This window comes from Streptomyces sp. WZ.A104, from assembly GCF_002382885.1.
Lineage (GTDB): Bacteria > Actinomycetota > Actinomycetes > Streptomycetales > Streptomycetaceae > Streptomyces.
The window spans coordinates 36,408-53,706 of record NZ_NWVL01000018.1 but is presented as its reverse complement, the minus strand read 5'-3'; the positions used below and the strand labels follow the sequence as shown (position 1 = coordinate 53,706).

Genomic DNA, 17,299 nt, shown 5'->3' with positions numbered 1-17,299 from the left:
GGGCTCGCCCTGGTCACGCTAAGTTCGCCACAGAGGGTCCGCAACGCGTCACGGTCCGTGAGGGGGGCCTTCGTGTGAGCCGTCCGGGTCACCGTGGGCGTCATCGACGGCGGTCTCCCCGCCCCTTTCCTCCTCGTCGAGGTGTACGTACTCCGGCAGGGTCATCCGAGCCAGCGCGCCGCCGTCCGGCGGATTGCCGACCTCCAGCCGGGCGCCGATGGCCTGGGCCTGGCCCGCGGCGATGGTCAGCCCCAGCCCGTGGCCCTTGCCTGCCCCCTCCGTACGGAACCGCTGTGGCCCGCCTTCCAGCAGATACGCCGGGAACCCCGGCCCGTGATCCCTTACGGTCACCACCGCTCCGTCCACGCTCAGAACCACCGGAGGGGCCCCGTGCCGGTGGGCGTTGGAGACCAGGTTGCCGATCACCCGCTCCAGCCGACGCCGGTCGGTCTCCACCCGGGCCGCGCCCGTCACCCGGACCTCGGTGTCGGTGCCGGAGGCGCGCACGACCCGTTCCGCCAGCGGTGCGAGATCGTGCACGGCGAGATCGACCTGCTCCGTGCGGGCGTCGAGGCGGGAGATCTCCAGCAGGTCCTCGGTCAGCGCCCGCATCGCCCTGACCCGGTCGCGCACCAGCTCGGCCGGGCGGCCCGGCGGCAGCAGTTCGGCGGCGGCCGACAGGCCGGTCAGCGGGGTGCGCAGCTCGTGCGCCACATCGGCGGTGAACCGCTGCTCGGCCTGGAGCTTGCGCTGAAGCGTCGAGGCCATCGTGTCGAGCGCGCCCGCCACGATCGCCACCTCGTCCTGCGCGCGGACCGGGCGGGCGGTGCGGGGGTCGTTCACCCGGGCGTCGAGATCGCCCGCGCTGATCCGGCGGGCCACCCGGGCGCTCTGGTGGAGCCTGCGGGTCACCCGGCCGACGGCGAACAGCCCGACGAACAGGGTGGCGGCGATGGCCAGCAGCGAGGAGCCGATGATCGCCCGGTCGAGCCCGGCGATGGTGCGGGCGCTGTGGCTGTAGTCCGTCCAGGTGGCCAGCGCCCGCCCGTCCGCCGGACCGGCCGCCCACATGGCGGGGCCGCCCTGTCCGTCCGGGTCGCCCGGCCGGTGCGGGCCGTCCGCCACGATCGTGCCCCGCTCGCCGCCCGCGGCCAGGGCGCGCAGCGAGGCGGGGAGGCCCGGCGGGTCGATGCCGGAGCCCCGCGGCAGCGGCTCCCCGGCCTCGTACGCGTCGGTGACCACCTCCAGTCGCTCCAGCGCCTTCTCGCGGGCGTGGCCGACCGTCTGCCGGGTCACCGCGGTGTGCACCAGGACGCCGAGGAGCGCGGCCAGAGTGCAGCACATGACGGTCAGGAAGACCGCGGACTTCCAGGTGAGGCCCGCGGTCCAGGAGGGGGAGCGGAGCCCGCGCCTCCTCATCGCGTCTCCGTGGGGGCGTCGGTGGCAGCGGCATCGGGAGGGGTGGAAGCGTCGGTGGCGGACGGCGTGGGCGAAGACGTCCGCGTGGCTGTCGCCTTCGGCCTCCTCGGGCCCTTCCGGTGCTCGGGTGTCCGCAGGATCTCGTCCCGGGTGGGCAGCATCGCGCGCTGCCGGTCGTCCCAGGACCACGCGGTGCGGTACTCGTACCCCGGGATCACCGAGGGGGCCCGCATGATCACGTCCCGGCCCGCCAGCTCCACGCTGATCACGGCGTCGTAGGCGGACATGATCCGGGTCAGCCCGCCCCGGTCCGGCATATAGGCGCGTACGGCGAGCTGCTGGTCGGGCATGCGAATGCCGAGCACCAGTTCGTCCATGTCGTCGCCGGTCAGGTCGCGGTAGTACGGCGGGAGGACCGGGCAGTCGTCGGGCGCCGTGCGGCAGGCGCGGATCTGACGGACGGTCTCGTCCGGCAGCTCGTCCAGGCCGCTGTCCCGGTCGGTCCTGGCCTTCAGCCCGGCCTGCGCCACGGCGACCGGGTCCAGCCGCCGCACATCGCCACCGGGCACCCGGATCCCCGGGATGCGGGCCGTCTCGCCCTCCCCGTAGTCGTACGGGGCGGACGAGGCGGGCGGCAGCTCCGGCCAGAGGTGCTTGGGCTCGACGGCCGACGGCGCGTCCCCCGCGCTCTCCAGGCCGCCCGCCGCACCGCAGCCGGACAGCAGGGCGAGCGCGGCTACGGCGCACGCCGCGGCGCGGGCCGTCGACGGGACGCTGTGCGGGCGCACGGGCTCGCCTCCTCTCCGGCGGGGCTCGACGGGCTCACGGGCGACCGCCGGACCGCGCGGACGGCAGGGGCCTCACACCCTAATCGGAGGATCGTACGCAATGCCCACTTCGTGCCCCTACGTGACGCCTCGGTACGTCGTCGGTACGGGCCGGGAGGTCAGCGCTGGTAAGGATTCCCGCCCTGGCCCGGCGGCGTGAAACCAGGCTGCTGCTGGGCCTGGCCGTACGGTCGGCCGTCCTGCCCGGCCGCGTGCTGCGCGAGCAGCTGGTCGGCCTGCTCCTGCGGTATCTGCTGCTCCCCGCCGCAGAACGTGCACTGCGTGGCGAACTTCGTCGAGAAGGGGAACAGCGGCACGAAGAACAGCGTGAACTTCGTGACCCGTTTGCGCAGGGTGTGCGCGGCCGGATTGCCGCACCAGCCGCACACCATCGTCAGGATGGCCAGCTGGTGGAGGTAGCCCTTGGTGCCGAAAATGATCATGCCGTGGTCCCTTTCCCCGTCTCTCGTCCCGTGCCGTGCCCCGTCCTCCGGAGCGCTCGTCGGCACAGCGTCAGGAGCTTCTCGTCCTCGTGGATGTCGTGGCTGCCGTACCCGCCGTCCATCGCGTTGTGACGGCGTACGGAGGCGAGTTCGGTGCGCAGGACGTGTGCCGCGGCCGACCCTTCGGGGACCGGTCCCATCCGCGCCAGGCATTCTGCCACCCGGACCCGCACATGACGGCTGCGTTCCCAGGCGGCCAGCAGCACTTCGGTGGTCTCCCGCGGCCGTCCGGACACCTCCCACAGCGCGATCGCCGCGTCCACGCGCAGCCACAGCTCGTCGTGGGCCAGCAGCCCGCGCAGCCGGGGCGCGACCACCTCCGCGCGCGGCCCGAGGGCCCCCAGCGCCACCGCCGCCGCACGCCGGCCGTGCACCTGGTCGGACTGGAGGCCCTCGATCAGCACCGGCAGCACCGCCCCGGTGTCCCCGGAGATCGCCCACAGCGCCTCGGCCGCCTCCGTCGCCGCGGCCGTCCCTGGGTGGCGGATCAGCGCCCGCAGCTCCGGGACGGCCTCCCGCGCCGCTGGCCCGAACGAGGCCAGCGCCCGCAGCGCCGCCGTACGCAGCCAATCGCCCCGGTACGCCGGCGCCCCGCGCAGCACCCGCAGCACCTCGGGGGCCGCCTCGCCCGCGCGCAGCCCGGTCAGCCCGGCCAGCAGCGGGCTCGCCCGGTCGTAGGCGCCCTCGTCCAGCTCCACCTCCGCGAGCCTGCGCCGCAGCGCCCCGGCGAGCGGCCGGGCCGCCGCCCCGAGGTGGCCCACCGCGAACCCCACGTCGTGCGCCACCTGGGGAAGCTCCAGGGCCGCCGCGAGCGCGGGCACCGCACGGGGGTCGCCGAGGCGGGCCAGGGCCTTCACGGTGGAGCCGAGGCCGGGCGGGCCGCCGGCCCAGGCCTTCACCCAGCCGCCGGGATCGGCGGCCAGCCGGGCGGCCAGGGCGTCCGCCGCGGGGGCCGCGAGGCGGAACAGCTCCTCCAGCACATGGCTCGCGGCCTCCGCCAGCCGGGGCTCGGGGTCGCCCAGCTGGTCGCCGACGAGCGCCACCAGCTCCTCGTAGGGGCCGCGCCAGGCCCGTATCAGCCCGCCGCTCATCCGTACGGCGTCGATGCGCTGCCAGCGGTCGGGGCTGCGCAGCTGGTCGGCGAGCAGCGCGGTGCGGTCGCCCACCCGGTCGTCGAGGCCGACGTGGAGCGTGCGCAGCAGATCGGCGGCCCAGGGAGTGCCGTGCCCCGGGCTGTCCTGAGCGGGCAGGGCCCGCAGCTGTCCAACGAGCGTCGGCGCCGCGACCTGCTCGCTCCGACAGCCCTCCGATGCGGCCACGGGCTCGGAGTCGGGGTCCTGGTCCATGGCCCCGGAGCCGTCTGCGGGTCCGGGGTCGGCTGCGGCCCCGGACTCGGGCTTGGACTCGGGCTTGGACCAGGACCCGGCAACTGACTCGGCCCCGGCCCCGGTCCCGGCAACGGACCCGGGCTTGGACTCGGTGCCGGCTGCGGCACCGGCACCGGCACCGGCAACGGCCCCGGTCCCGGCAACGGACCCGGGCTTGGACTCGGTGCCGGCTGCGGCCCCGGCACCGGCACCGGCCCCGGACCCGGCTTCGGCAGCCGTTTCCCGGCCGGGCTCCGGTGCCGAGTCCGGGGCTCGCGCACCGCCCAGGCCCCCCGTGCCGTCCAGGTCCCTCGCACCCCCCGGCTCCCTCGCACCGTTCGTCTCCGTGGCGGCGCACTCCGTCGGCGCCGGGGGCGCCTCGGGCGCCGCGCGCATCTCGCGCAGCAGCCCCGACACCACCGGCACCACATCACCGGGCAGGACATCGGGCGAGCAGCGCGCCAGCTGGGCCAGGGCCGCGAGCCGCAGGCCCGGTGTGTGGGCGCGGGACGCCAGCCCGTTCAGCCACTCCGCCACCCGGCCCGCCAGCGGCCGGTGCCGCAGAGCGACCCGCCCGGCGGCCTCGACGAGCGCGAGCCGCACCTCCTCGTCGGGCTCCACCGGCAGCCGCTCCCGCAGCAGTGCGAGGACCCGCACAGGGTGCCGGTGCAGCGTGGCGAGGGCCAGCGGGGCGGCGAGTCGCACTCCGGGGTCCTCGTCGGCGATCAGCTCGAAGAACACCCCGGCGCCCGCGGTGACCGCGGCCGCCGCCATCGCGTAGTTCGCGGCGCCCTCGATCTCGTCCTCGTCGATCTCGTCCTCGTCGTCCTCGTCGAGGTCGAAACCGCCGATGCTGGTGAGCAGTTCGACGACACAGCCCCGGTCCTGCACGCCCGGATCCACGACCAGTTCGAAGAGGAACGGGATGCATGCCAGCGTGCAGGCGTATACATCGCCCTGGTGGTGCACCGCGCCGTACATGCCGTCGAGCGCCGTCTCCCGCTCCGCCGGATCGTCCGACGCGAGCCCCCTCAGGAGCTCCGGCACATCGTCGGCAGGCCCGTAGGCATGCTCCATCGAGGCCCAGTCGACCTCATCGATCCCCGAGAACACGCCATCCCCTCCCCACGACCACGACAGCGCCCGGAAGGGTACGCCCTCGCGGCGCGCCCGTCCGTCACACCCCTTCGGCGCGCCCCGCAGAAAGCGCCTGCGCAGAGTGTGCACCACGGGTCCGACAATCCACCCGCCACTTGCGGCCTTTCCTCACGCCGTGACCAGGTCATGACCAGGTCAAGACGATTCGGCTGTGAGGTCGCTGTGAACGAGGGACCGCCACAGGGCAATCCGCGCTCCCCGAGCTCACTTGGCCCCGCCCCGAGCTCACTTGGGCCCGCCCTGGGCTCACTTGGACCCGCTCCGGGCTCACCCGGCCCCGCCCAGGGCTCCCCCCGGGAGCGGATGTGCCTGTTCCGGATCGTTCAGGGGGGCGAGGAGATCTCCGTACCGTTCCAGCCGCCCGCCCATGTCCCCGGCCCGGAACACCAGGGCACCGGCCTCCCGGCAGTCCGCGATCTCGTCCCAGGTGACCGGGGCGGACACGGTGGGCTCGGGCCTGGCGCGCAGAGTGTAGGGCGTCGCGGTCGTCTTCGCCGCCGCGTTCTGGCTGAAGTCGACGAAGACCTTCCCCGGCCGCAGGGCACGCTTCATCCGGTGCAGGGCCAGCTCCGGAAGGGCCGCCTCCGCCTCCATGGCGAGCCGCTTGGCGTACGCGGACACCTCGCCGGAGGGTGTCGGCGTGAGCGGGACCAGCAGATGCAGTCCCTTGGACCCGGACGTCTTCCCGTACGCGAGCAGTCCGTCGGCCGCGAGCCGCTCCCGCAGCCAGAGTGCCACCGTGCAGCACTGCACGACGGTCGCGGGGGAGCCGGGGTCCAGGTCGAGGACCATCCGGTCGGCGATCTCCGGCGCGTCCGCCCGCCACTGCGGGGTGTGGAACTCCACCACCAGGTTGGCCGCCCACATGAGCGAGGCCAGATCCTGCACCATCACCTGCCGGGCGGCCGGGTCCTCGCTCCGGGGAACGGCGGCCGTGGCCACCCAGGCGGGCGTACCGGGCGGCGGATTCTTGGTGAAGAACAGCTGCCCGTCGGGCCCGTCCGGGTAGCGCAGGAAGGACACCGGGCGGTCGCGCAGATGGGACAGGACCGCCCCGGCGACGGTGGTCGCGTAGTAGTGCAGCACTTCGCCCTTGGTCGTCCCGGTGGCCGGATACAGCACCTTGTCGAGATTGCTGAGCGAGACCCGTCGCCCCTCCACGTCGGTGATCGGCGTCATACGATAAGAATCACACGAAAACCTATATGAACGCGCTTAACGGCCTTCCTGGTCAAAACGGCTAAAGGGGTGAACGGTGAGGTCCATATGGAACGGCGCGATCTCCTTCGGGCTGGTCAGCATCCCGATCAAACTGGTCAACGCCACGGAGAACCACTCGATCTCCTTCCGGCAGGTCCACCTCGCCGACGGCGGCCGGATCCGGTACCGCAAGGTCTGTGAACTGGACGAGGAAGAGGTGTCCGCCGCCGAGATCGGCAAGGCGTACGAGGACGCCGACGGCACCATGATCCCGATCACCGACGAGGACCTCGCCCAGCTCCCGCTGCCCACCGCGAAGACCATCGAGATCGTCGCCTTCGTGCCCGCCGACCAGATCGACCCGCTCCAGATGGACGCGGCGTACTACCTCTCCGCCAACGGCGTCCCGGCCGCCAAGCCGTACACCCTGCTGCGCGAGGCCCTCAAGCGCAGCAACAAGGTGGCCCTCGCCAAGTACGCCCTGCGCGGCCGCGAACGGCTCGGGATGCTCCGGGTCGTCGACGACGTGATCGCGATGCACGGCCTGCTCTGGCCCGACGAGATCCGCGCACCCGAGGGTGTCGCCCCGGACGGCGACGTCACCGTCCGCGACGCCGAACTCGACCTGGCGGACGCTCTGATGGACACTCTGGGCGAGGTCGACATGGACAGCCTCCACGACGACTACCGGGAGGCGGTGGAGGAGCTCATCGCCGCGAAGGCCTCCGGCGAGACCCTGCGGCCGGCCGCGTCCGATGACTCCGGCGGCGGCAAGGTCATCGACCTGATCGCGGCCCTGGAGAACAGCGTCCGCGCGGCGAAGGAATCCCGCGGCGAGGGTGAGGGGGCCGAGAGCGCCGAGGGCGGCGAGGACGAGGGCGGCATGGCCGATGTCCACCCCATCCAGAGGACGTCCGCGAAGAAGACCACGCACCGCACGCCGACCGGCAAGACGGTCACCCGCTCCAGTGGCTCCACGACCGCGAAGAAGTCCGCCCCCAAGTCCACCGGCGCGAAGAAGTCCACGTCGACGGCGAAGAAGGCGGGGGAGAAGAGCACGCCGAGGAAGACCACCGGGAAGACGTCCACGCCGACGGCGAAGAAGACCGGGGCGAAGAAGACCACGACGAAGAAGACCACGGCCAAGAAGCAGACGTCGGCGTCCTCTTCGAGCTCTTCGAGCGGGGGCACCACCAGGAAGACGTCAGCCTCCTCCCGCAAACGCGCCTCGGCCTGACGGCGAACCCCGCCCCGCCGCCCCGCTGTCACAGTCCACCCGTACGCTACGGCGCATGAGCGCAGAGTCTCCCTCGGGACGGGTGATCGACGGCCGCTTCACGCTGGTGGAGCGGCTCGGCAGCGGCGGCATGGGCATGGTCTGGCGGGCCCGGGACATGGCCCTGCACCGGGACGTCGCGCTCAAGGAGGTCCGGCCCCCGGACCCGAACCTCGCGGAGTACGACCCCGAGGGCGCCCGCACCCTGCGCGCCCGCGTGCTGCGCGAGGCCCGCGCACTGGCCCGCCTCGACCACCCCAACGTGGTCACCGTCCACCACATCGTCGACCCCGGCGAGGACGGCTACCCATGGATCGTGATGGAGCTGGTGGCCGGTTCCTCCCTCCACGACCGGCTCGCCGCCGGACCCGTGGAGCCCGCAGAGGCCGCCGAACTGGGGCGCGGCATCCTCTCCGCCCTGCGCGCCGCCCACGCCTCCGGCATCCACCACCGTGACGTCAAGCCCGCCAACGTGCTGCTGCGCACCGACGGCCGCCCCGTCCTCACGGACTTCGGCATCGCCGCGATCCGGGAGTCGACCAGCCTCACGGCCACCGGCGCCCTCATCGGCTCGCCCGACTACATAGCCCCCGAGCGCATCCGGGGCACCGAGGGGGACCCCTCCTCAGACCTCTGGTCGCTCGGCATGATGCTGTACGTCGCCGTCGAGGGCCGCCACCCGCTGCGCCGGGCCACCACCCTGGCCACCCTGGCCGCCGTCCTCGACGAGGAGATCCCGCCGCCGGTACGGGCCGGGGCCCTCGCCCCGGTCCTGGGCGCGCTCCTGACCCGGGACATCGCGGCCCGCCCGGACGCCGAGACCCTGGACGCCCTGCTGGCCGAGGCCGCCCGCACCGGTTCCGGCGGCGGGAGCCCGGCCCCGGCCCGGGCCCCGGGCCCGACGCCCACGGAGCCGGTGTGCGATCGGCCCGCGCCCGCCGGGCCCGGAGGGCGGGCGGGCCGTGTCCCGACCGCGTACGGCTTCCCGCCGACCCCCGTGCCCGCACCCGTACTGAACAACCCGCCGGCGCCCGTACCGAACAACCCCTACCGACCGGGCAACCCTTACCAGCAGTCGTACGCGGCTGCCGTTCCCGTCCTCACCGAGGAGGAGCGCGGACGGCGGAGCCGGCGCCGCACCCGGATGGCTGCCACCGCCTCGTCCGTCGTCTCGGCCCTGGTGCTCGCGGGCGTGGTCCTCTGGACGAGCGACGTCCTGCCCTTCGGGCGTTCCGGTTCCGACGGCGGCGACCGCCCCCGTGACACCGCGGGCGCCCCTGCGGACGGCTCGAAGGAGACGCCCCCGGCCTCCAACCCGACGCCGGAGGGGGTTACCGACGACGAAGGCAACGACGACGATCGCCAGGGGGGCGAGGAACCGGAGACCCCCGAGAACCTGCTCACCCCGGACGGAGCGCGGGCGGCGATCAAGGCGCTGAAGCCCCTCATGGGCGGGACGAAGGTCACCGACTTCACGCTCCACGGCGAACACGCCTCCGCCGAGGCGCCGCTGAAGTCCAACTCCCGCCTCTACGACCGGTTCAGCTACCGCGATGGCCAGGCGAAGAACGACGAGCTGGGCGGCACGCTGACGTCCGGGGAAACGACGGTCGACCTGAACTCCGTCGACTGGGACGCGCTGCCCGCCCTCCTGCGCACGGCGGGGCGGACGCTCAACATCCCGGAGCCGGAGAGCCGTTACGTCATCGTGGACCCCTCGTCACCCTTCCACGACGACCGCCCGGTCCTGCGCGTCTACGTCACCGACTCACACGGCGGAGCCTTCCTCACCGCGCACCTGGACGGGCGGGTCATCGAGAAGAGCCCGCGCCCGAAGGGCTGACGCCCCGGGGCACCGACACCGGCCGGACCGGGTCCGGCAGCACGGGCAGATCCAGGCCGAAGGGGCTCCGCTCGATGACGTAGGTGCAGCTCGTGTACGTGTAGCCGGGCCGGACCTTCGACCCGGCGGAGTAGCTGTCCACCCGGGCGGTGGCGCCCGTGCCGTGCTTGTAGAGGAAGTGGTAGTCCCCTGCCGGGAGTCGCAGTCGTGCCTTCGGGTAGTTTCTGCCGCTCGTCCGGCAAGCCTGCCGCGCGCCGACGGCCGCGCCGCTGTACCGCCTGCATCCGTCGCAGGCCTTCAGGGATACGGTGCCGGTGACCGGGCCGGTGTAGAGCACCTCGACCGCGTTCGGCGCGTCGTTGCTGATGACCAGCTCCATCCGGGCACCCCCGGGGCGGCCCTTCGGGGGCAACCGCCTGCCCGCCGGGGGCCGGTCGGCGGCGATCTCGGCGGCGATGGCTATGTCCCGCGCCCGGCGCACCCGCTCGTCGCTCTTGTACGTCCGGGCGAAGTCCGTCATCGTCCTTCGCGCGTCCCCGAACTTCCTGTCCTTGAACTGATCGACCCCGCAGGCGTACGCCCCGTCCGCCACACCCTTGTCCGCATCGGCGCGCAGCGCCTTCACCCGGTCGGAAGGCAACCCGGCCGCGGTGGTGCCGAGGCGGCGCAGCGCCGCCGTGGCCGCACACGGCTCGGCGCCCTTCAACGCCGCGACCTGGGCCTTGATCCGCTCGCTGATCGCCGGTCCGACCTGCTGGGCGGGCGCGGAGTCGGGGAACGTACGCAGCAACTCGCCCAGCTCCGCACCGCCCCCGCCGCTGCCTCCGGCCGCAGCGCCCAGGCGCGAGACCCCGCACCCGTACAGCGAGGCGGCGAGGGGTTCGTCGGGCCAGGCGGCCAGGGTCCCGAGAAGCCTCTCGCCGACCGCGTCCGGCAGGGTGCGCAGATAGGTCAACGGTTCGACGGCTTCGCAGTGCCGCTTCCTCGCGTACGGGGCGGAGACAGCGTCGTAGTACGCCTTCAGGCGGTCCGGGAGCAGCTTGGCGGCCCGGGAGCCCGGGTGGTCCTCGGCGAGCGCGCGATAGACGCCGAGCGCCTTCTCGTACTCGCCCTTCGCCGCCCCGAAGGGCTGCCGCGCCGCCGCCGCGACCCGCTGGTCCCCGCCCTCCAGCCGCTCCAGCAGTATCTGCTCCCGGGCCTCGTCCCGCGCGGAGCCGTACACCACCGCCCCACCCGCCGGCACGGCCAGCAGCACCACCCCGAGACCGGCCGCCAGCACCGGCCGCCACGACCCGCCCAGCGCCGAACGCCGGGCGATCCGGGCGCCGTCGGAGGCGGCGAGTACGAGCACGGCCAGATACCCGACGAGGACGCCCCCGGGCACCCCGTCCGGATCGGCGGGCAGCGCGACGAACAGCAGGGCAGCCGTCGCCGCCCAGCACCCGGCCGCCCGCCCCCAGCGCCCCAACAGGGCGTAACCGAGCCCGAGCCCGGCCAGATTGAGCATCCCGGCGGCAACCGCCCGCAGCCCGGCCCCGTCGGGCGGCGGCCCGGCACCAGGTGCGTGGGAGGGCGGCGGCCCGGCATCCTGAGCAGGGGAGGGCGGCGGCCCGGCATCAGGCGCATGGGGGGACGGCGGCCCGGCATCAGGCGCATGGGAAGGCGGTGGCGGGACCGCCCCGCCGATCCCGGGCGAGGCCCCCTGTCCCGCATGTCCCGCAACCCCGTGCTGATCACCGGACTCCATAACGGTCCCCCCACCGTCGAGCCGCACACGTCACCGTGATCCTGCCCGGTTCTGTCCCCGGTCACGCACAGAATCCGTCACCGCCACCTCGACCCCTTGGCGCGTCTCCGGGCCGCAGGCCGGACGGATCATCCTCTACACTGCCCAACGCCGCGACTGGCGCGTGCCCCGGGCAGGGGCGCTCCGTGGAACCGACCACGAGGAAGCGGCACACCCCGGGCCCGCCCGGGGCGTCATCTCCGGAGAGCCGTCCGCCTGGGCATCCGGGTCCACGCCGCATCGAGCGGCCGACCCGGAAGGACCCCTTCCATGACCACCCGGACCCCGGCAACCGCACCCGCACCCTCTGCCACCACCGCGCCCGCGCCCCGCCATCCGGCCCTCATCTCCGCCGACCCGGAGCTGGCCGCCCTGATCGGTGCGGAGGAACGGCTCCAGGCCGACACCCTGCGCCTGATCCCCAGCGAGAACTACGTCTCGGCCGCCGTACTCGAAGCCTCCGGCACGGTGCTCCAGAACAAGTACTCCGAGGGCTACCCCGGCAAGCGGTACTACGAGGGCCAGCAGGTCATCGACCAGGTCGAGACCCTGGCGATCCGCCGCGCCCGGGCCCTCTTCGGGATGGATCACGCCAACGTCCAGCCGTACTCCGGCTCCCCGGCCAACCTCGCCGCCTACCTGGCCTTCCTCCAGCCCGGCGACACGGTCCTCGGCATGTCCCTCCCGATGGGCGGCCACCTCACCCACGGCTGGGGCGTCTCGGCCACCGGCCGCTGGTTCCGGGGCGTTCAGTACGGAGTCCGCAGGGACACCGGCCGGATCGACCTGGACGAGGTCCGCGACCTGGCCCGCGCCGAGCGGCCCAAGCTCATCTTCTGCGGCGGTACGGCCGTACCCCGCACGATCGACTTCGCGGGCTTCGCGGAGATCGCCCGCGAGACCGGCGCCGTACTGGTCGCCGACATCGCGCACATCGCGGGCCTGATCGCGGGCGGCGCGCACCCCTCGCCCGCCGGGCACGCGGACGTCGTCTCCACCACCACCCACAAGACCCTGCGCGGCCCCCGCGGCGCGATGCTGCTCAGCACGGCCGAACACGCCCGCGCCATCGACCGCGCGGTCTTCCCCGGCCTCCAGGGCGGCCCGCACAACCAGACCACCGCCGCCATCGCGGCCGCCCTGGGTGAAGCGGCCACCGCCGGCTTCTGCGCGTACGCCCACCAGGTCGTGGCCAACGCCCGCACACTGGGGGAGGAGTTGGCGGATCGCGGCTTCGACCTGGTCTCCGGCGGCACCGACAACCACCTCCTGCTGATCGACCTCACGAACAAGGACGTCCCCGGCAAGGCGGCAGCCCAGGCCCTCGACCGCGCGGGCGTCGTCGTCAACCACAACGCCGTCCCCTACGACCCCCGCAAGCCCTTCGATCCCTCCGGCATCCGCATCGGCACCCCCGCCCTGACCTCCCGCGGAGTGCCCGCCTCCGCGATGGCCACCGTCGCCACGTGGATCGACACAGCCGTCGAGGCGGCCCGCAAGGGCGACGAGGCCGCACTCACCACGATCCGCGCCGAGGTGAAGGAGCTGATGGACGCCCACCCGGCGCCGGGACTGCCGATGGCCTGACCGGGCAAGTCGTTCCCGGTGCGGGTTTCGTCATGTCATGTGGCGGATGGGGAGCCGATATTTCCCTCACCCCGGTACCCGACGGTGTCCCGCCGCAGCGCGCCGTGCTGGCCGGGATTGCCGAGACGGCGCTCAACGCACTGTGGGACGCGCCGCCGAGGGTCGGCGACCGCATGGCCGTCGTGGGCTCGGGCGCGGTCGGCTGCTCCGTAGCGGCGCTCCTCGCCCGGTTCCCCGGCGTCCGGGTCCAGCTCGTCGGCATCGACCCGGCCCGGGTGGAGGCCGCCGCCGCGCTGGGCGTCGGGTTCGCCGCTCCCGTACACGCGAGGGGTGACTGCGATCTCGTCTTTCACGCCGGTGCCACCCGGTCCGGGCTGCGGCGCTCGCTCGAACTGCTCGCCTCCGAGGGCTGTGTGGTCGACCTGAGCTGGTACGGGGACCAGCCGATGACCCTGCCGCTCGGGGAGTTCTTCCATTCCCGGCGCCTGACGCTGCGGAGCAGCCAGGTCGGCGCCGTCCCGCCGGGGAGACGGGGGCGGTACACCACCGGAGACCGGCTCGCCTTGGCACTCGATCCGCTGCGGGACCCGGTCTTCGACGCGCTGATCACCGGCGAGCCCGACTTCGACGAACTTCCGCGCGTGATGGCCGAGATCACTGCCGGCCGGCTGCCCGGACTCTGCCATCGCATCCGCTACAGCCCTCAGCACCCCCGGCACCGCCGTCCCCTCTGCCGAAGTTGCCGACCATGCCGACGAGACGCTCAGCCCCCTTCTGGTGGGAGAGGCCGCAACAACGGTGTTCCTGAGGCCCGCTCCGTACCCCGGAGGGACCACGGCCCGGATGAGACTGGTCGACGCACGTGCCGTCGGCGATGTGTCCCTGCTGCGGTTCGCCCCGAATGAACGTTCCATCGAGCCCCTCGAAGTCAGCTGACCACACCCGTAGTTGACGACCCGTAGGTATGATCGCGGGGCGTGCGGGCGGCCTGTCACAGGCGGAACGGGGGGACGGCCATGAGTAAAGCGGTGGAACTGGCGGATGTCATCACCCAGTTGCGGAGTGAGCTGAGCCGGGCCATGGCGGCGGGGGACGACGACGAGATCCGCTTCCAGGCGGAGAAGCTGGAGCTGGAACTCACCGTGGGGGTGGAACGGAGCCTGGAGCCGGGAGTCAAGGTCCGGTTCTGGGTGCTCGACGCGCAGAGTTCCGCGCGTGCCGCCCACATGACCACGCAGCGGATCACACTCACCCTCCAGCCGGTGCGCGGCGACGCGCCCGACAGCCCCGTGCTGATCTCCGGCGCCGAGCTGCCTGATGAGGCCTGACCCCCGGAACGGTGGGGGCGGCCTTGACCCGCATCGGCTCGCGGAGATCATCGTCAGGACCGGAAGCGGCAGGCGGCGCGGCTCCGGCTACCGGATTTCCGCCGGTGTCGTTCTCACGGCTGCCCACGTGGTCGCCGACGCGACCGAGGTGGTCGTGCGGTGCGACGCCGACCGGCCCGGTGAATGGTCGGCCCCGGCGGCCGTGGCCTGGGCCGACGGAAGCAGCGACCTCGCCGTACTGAATCTCACGTCACCGGCGGCCCTTCCCGCGGACGCGGACGTCGCTCCGGCGCGTTTCGGGCGCATCGCCGACGACCGGCACGGCGTGTTCGTCGTGCACGCCGCGGGGTTCCCGCTGTGGAAGCGACGCCGCCGGCCGGACGGTACGTACTTCCGTGAACTGCACCAAGCGGACGGTACAGTCGCGGCGCTCTCCAACCTCCGTACGGGCACGCTGGAGATGACCGTGGCACCGGCCGGCGCCGACCCCGACCCCGACGTGTCGCCCTGGGCAGGCATGTCCGGCGCCGCGGTGTGGGCGGGCAGCCGCATCGTCGGCGTCGTCGCCGAACACCACCGCTTGGAGGGTACGGGCAGGCTCACCGCCGTCCGTCTCGACCGGGCCGTGCGCCAGCTCGCCGCCCCGGACCGTGTGGAGTTCGCCCGGCTCACCGGGTTCCCCGCGACGGCGGACCTGCCTTTCGCGGTGCCGGGGGAGTCGGTGGAACCGCCCGGCGACAGGGACTCCGACCCCGAGGTGCGGGTGGTGGGGGTGCCGGTGGCGCACGGTATCGAGCTGTTCAAGAACCGCACCCACGAGACCGACCTGATCGCGGGCCACCTGAGCGACCCCGCCAACCGCATGGTGACAGTGATCGGGCGGCGCGGCATCGGCAAGAGCGCGCTCGCCGCGAAGGTCATGGACCTCCTCGACCGCGGCGCATGGCCCGGAACCGTCCGGGGCCCGGTCCCGTCCGGCCTGGTCAACCTCTCCACCCGCACGACCGGGATATCCCTGGAGCGCCTCTTCTTCGACTGCGCCCGCCTGCTCGGCCCCGAGCGGGAAGCGCGTCTGCGCGAGGTCTGGTCCGCCGGCGGGACGGTCCACGACCGGCTGGACCAGCTGCACGCGGCCATGGGCGGGCGCCTCATCGTCATCCTCCTGGACAACCTGGAGGACCTGCTCCACGACGACGGCGGCATCGCCGACGAGGGCCTTGCGGTCTTCCTCGACTGGCTGTTCCGGACCCGGGGCACCCCGCGTCTCCTCGTCACCAGCCAGTTGCCGGTACGCCTCGCGCCCGAACTGCGGCGCTTCACCGCGCAGGTGGAGCTCTCCAAGGGCCTCGGATCCGCCGAGGCGGCGGCCCTGCTGCGTGAACTCGACCGGGACGGCAGCCTCGGCATCGCCGACCTGTCCGACGACGAACTGCTGAACGCCGCAGTCCGCGTCCACGGTGTGCCGCGTGCGCTGGAACTCCTCGTCGGCGCGGTCGCCGGAGACACCTTGCTGCTGCCCACGCTCAGCGATGTCCTGAAGGACTTCACGCACCGGCACGACGTCGTCGCCGACCTCGCCCAGGACCGCTACCGGCGCCTCGACGAGCAGGCACGTGCGGTGCTCGGAGTCCTTGCGGCCCTCCGTATCCCCGTGAAGCAGGCGGCGGTCGAGGAGATCCTCGCCGGACTCGACCCGAGCCTGCCGGTGACCCCCGCCCTCACCTCCCTCGTCCGCATGCACCTGGTCTCCGTGGACCGGCCGAGCCGTACCCTCGCCCTGCACCCCATGGACGCCGACCTCGCCTACGCCCAGATGCCCTCGCACGGTTCCCTCGGGAGGCAGACCGTGGAACGACGGCTCGCAGCCTGGTACGCGGGGCAGCGCCGCCCCGACGACGCATGGCGGTCGCCGGAGGACCTCGAACCGCACCGGCGGCAGTTCGAGCACCTGGTGCGCGCGGACGACCACGACGCCGCCGCACGCGTGCTGAACGAGATCAGTGAATGGCTCGTCTGGCACGGCTCCGTCCTCTCCGCGGTCTCGATGCACCTCACCGTCCGCGGGCACATCGGCGACGACCGGGTACGCCTCGCCCACACCGTCGCCTACGGCCACGCCAGGCTCAGCGCCGGTCCGATGGAGCAGGCGGTCGACCTGTTCACCGAAGCGGTGGAGCTCGCCGAACGCCTCGGAGACCGGTCCGCGCTACAGAACGCCCTGTTCGGCCTCGGCGACGCCCACCGGCAGCTCGGGAACCTCGGAACCACCGTCGAACTCCTCACCCGGGCCGCCGGGCTCGCGGGCGAACTGGGCGACACCGAGCGCGAGGCGCACGCCTTGCTCTCCCTCAGCCTCACCCACAGCTACCTCGGCGACGGCGAGCGCGCGCTGGACGGCGCCGACCGGCTGGCCGCGATCGCCGACGCGAGCGGAGATCCGCTCACCACCGCACGGGCCGGTAACGCACGCACCATCGCCCTGCTCACCCTGGGCCGCTGGCAGGACACCATCGCCGCAGGCGCCGAGACGGCCAGGGCCTACCGGGCCTCCGGCACCCCGGAGGCGATCGCCTACGCACTGAACGCGCAGGGCATCGCGTTCCTGGCCCTCGACGCCCCCGCCCAGGGAATCCCGGTCCTCGAAGAGGCCTGCCACGAGGCCTCACTGATGGAGAACCCCCGGGGCGAGGGCGTCTGCCTGCTCAATCTCGCCTGGGCGTACTGGTGCGACGGCCGTCATGGGCAATCCGCCGACACGGCCGAGCGTGCCTCGACCGTCCTCCGGATCGCCGGCTCCGCCCAGGAGGAGGCGGCCCGCTTCCTGGCCGAGGCCGCCCGTGCCCGCCCCCTCGCGCCGCGGAAGGCGGCGGCCGCCCTGAACCGAGCGGCCGCCTCTCTGGACGGCAACGCCGAAGTCATCGCCCCCGCCTGGCTCACCGAGCACGCCGACCGGCTGGCGGACGGGGCCGCCCCGGCAGCCGGACCGCAGCCCGAGGCCTGAGGTC

Annotated in this window: 11 protein-coding genes and 1 pseudogene; 6 read left to right on the top strand and 6 right to left on the bottom strand. The window is 73.5% G+C overall.

The genetic code is table 11. The features are described from left to right. Positions 1–48: 48 nt before the first annotated feature. The 5 genes from CIB93_RS12495 to ligD all read right to left on the bottom strand — a co-directional run bounded on the left by CIB93_RS12495 (position 49) and on the right by ligD (position 6,453). Positions 49–1,419, bottom strand: a complete 1,371-nt coding sequence (locus tag CIB93_RS12495) for a HAMP domain-containing sensor histidine kinase (protein ID WP_096626861.1) — start codon at positions 1,417–1,419, stop codon at positions 49–51. Beyond that, positions 1,416–2,207 carry a hypothetical protein gene (locus tag CIB93_RS12490; RefSeq protein ID WP_096626860.1) on the bottom strand — a complete coding sequence of 264 codons (792 nt, stop codon included), beginning with the start codon at positions 2,205–2,207 and terminating at the stop codon, positions 1,416–1,418. Before CIB93_RS12490 ends, CIB93_RS12495 begins: the two co-directional genes overlap by 4 nt. A gap of 158 nt (positions 2,208–2,365) precedes the next feature. Continuing rightward, complete coding sequence (locus CIB93_RS12485; protein ID WP_096626859.1) at positions 2,366–2,689, bottom strand: zinc-ribbon domain-containing protein; 324 nt, start codon at positions 2,687–2,689, stop codon at positions 2,366–2,368. Next, positions 2,686–5,229 carry a HEAT repeat domain-containing protein gene (locus tag CIB93_RS12480; RefSeq protein WP_096626858.1) on the bottom strand — a complete coding sequence of 848 codons (2,544 nt, stop codon included), beginning with the start codon at positions 5,227–5,229 and terminating at the stop codon, positions 2,686–2,688. The genes CIB93_RS12485 and CIB93_RS12480 overlap by 4 nt, the downstream gene beginning before the upstream one ends. 312 nt (positions 5,230–5,541) lie before the next feature. Beyond that, positions 5,542–6,453, bottom strand: coding sequence for a non-homologous end-joining DNA ligase (gene ligD / locus CIB93_RS12475; RefSeq protein WP_096626857.1), 912 nt, complete (start codon positions 6,451–6,453; stop codon positions 5,542–5,544). 76 nt (positions 6,454–6,529) lie between these two features. Between ligD and CIB93_RS12470 the strand changes: the two genes are divergently transcribed. After that, the gene (locus CIB93_RS12470; RefSeq protein ID WP_096626856.1) at positions 6,530–7,711 is read left to right on the top strand and encodes a Ku protein; all 1,182 of its coding nucleotides are present in this window, start codon (positions 6,530–6,532) and stop codon (positions 7,709–7,711) included. Between the two features lie 55 nt (positions 7,712–7,766). Then, entirely contained in the window at positions 7,767–9,593 is a 1,827-nt protein-coding gene (locus CIB93_RS12465; protein ID WP_257002156.1) for a serine/threonine-protein kinase, read from the top strand. Here the strand turns inward: CIB93_RS12465 and CIB93_RS12460 are convergent. Further along, positions 9,562–11,340 (bottom strand): hypothetical protein, encoded by a 1,779-nt coding sequence (locus tag CIB93_RS12460; RefSeq protein WP_373558741.1) that lies wholly within the window; start codon positions 11,338–11,340, stop codon positions 9,562–9,564. The two genes, CIB93_RS12465 and CIB93_RS12460, sit on opposite strands and share 32 nt — an antisense overlap. Before the next feature lie 309 nt (positions 11,341–11,649). Here CIB93_RS12460 and glyA point away from each other — a divergent pair, with 309 nt between their 5' ends. From glyA to CIB93_RS12440, 4 genes and pseudogenes are all read left to right on the top strand, one after another. Continuing rightward, positions 11,650–12,966, top strand: a complete 1,317-nt coding sequence (gene glyA, locus CIB93_RS12455) for a serine hydroxymethyltransferase (protein ID WP_096626854.1) — start codon at positions 11,650–11,652, stop codon at positions 12,964–12,966. A gap of 62 nt (positions 12,967–13,028) precedes the next feature. Beyond that, positions 13,029–13,664, top strand: a pseudogene (locus tag CIB93_RS12450) (zinc-binding alcohol dehydrogenase); the annotation flags it as partial. Between the two features lie 318 nt (positions 13,665–13,982). Further along, positions 13,983–14,294: a trypco2 family protein gene (locus CIB93_RS12445; RefSeq protein ID WP_179500075.1), complete on the top strand. Its 312-nt coding sequence runs from the start codon at positions 13,983–13,985 to the stop codon at positions 14,292–14,294. Next, positions 14,284–17,295 (top strand): trypsin-like peptidase domain-containing protein, encoded by a 3,012-nt coding sequence (locus tag CIB93_RS12440; protein WP_096626853.1) that lies wholly within the window; start codon positions 14,284–14,286, stop codon positions 17,293–17,295. Before CIB93_RS12445 ends, CIB93_RS12440 begins: the two co-directional genes overlap by 11 nt. The last annotated feature ends 4 nt before the right edge of the window (positions 17,296–17,299 follow it).

Excerpts from the sequence above, each read along its gene's own strand:
- CIB93_RS12445 (WP_179500075.1), top strand. The coding sequence starts at position 13,983 with ATGAGTAAAGCGGTGGAACTGGCGGATGTCATCACCCAGTTGCGGAGT.
- CIB93_RS12465 (WP_257002156.1), top strand. The coding sequence starts at position 7,767 with ATGAGCGCAGAGTCTCCCTCGGGACGGGTGATCGACGGCCGCTTCACG.
- ligD (WP_096626857.1), bottom strand. The coding sequence starts at position 6,453 with ATGACGCCGATCACCGACGTGGAGGGGCGACGGGTCTCGCTCAGCAAT.
- CIB93_RS12495 (WP_096626861.1), bottom strand. The coding sequence starts at position 1,419 with ATGAGGAGGCGCGGGCTCCGCTCCCCCTCCTGGACCGCGGGCCTCACC.
- glyA (WP_096626854.1), top strand. The coding sequence starts at position 11,650 with ATGACCACCCGGACCCCGGCAACCGCACCCGCACCCTCTGCCACCACC.
- CIB93_RS12485 (WP_096626859.1), bottom strand. The coding sequence starts at position 2,689 with ATGATCATTTTCGGCACCAAGGGCTACCTCCACCAGCTGGCCATCCTG.
- CIB93_RS12440 (WP_096626853.1), top strand. The coding sequence starts at position 14,284 with ATGAGGCCTGACCCCCGGAACGGTGGGGGCGGCCTTGACCCGCATCGG.
- CIB93_RS12460 (WP_373558741.1), bottom strand. The coding sequence starts at position 11,340 with ATGGAGTCCGGTGATCAGCACGGGGTTGCGGGACATGCGGGACAGGGG.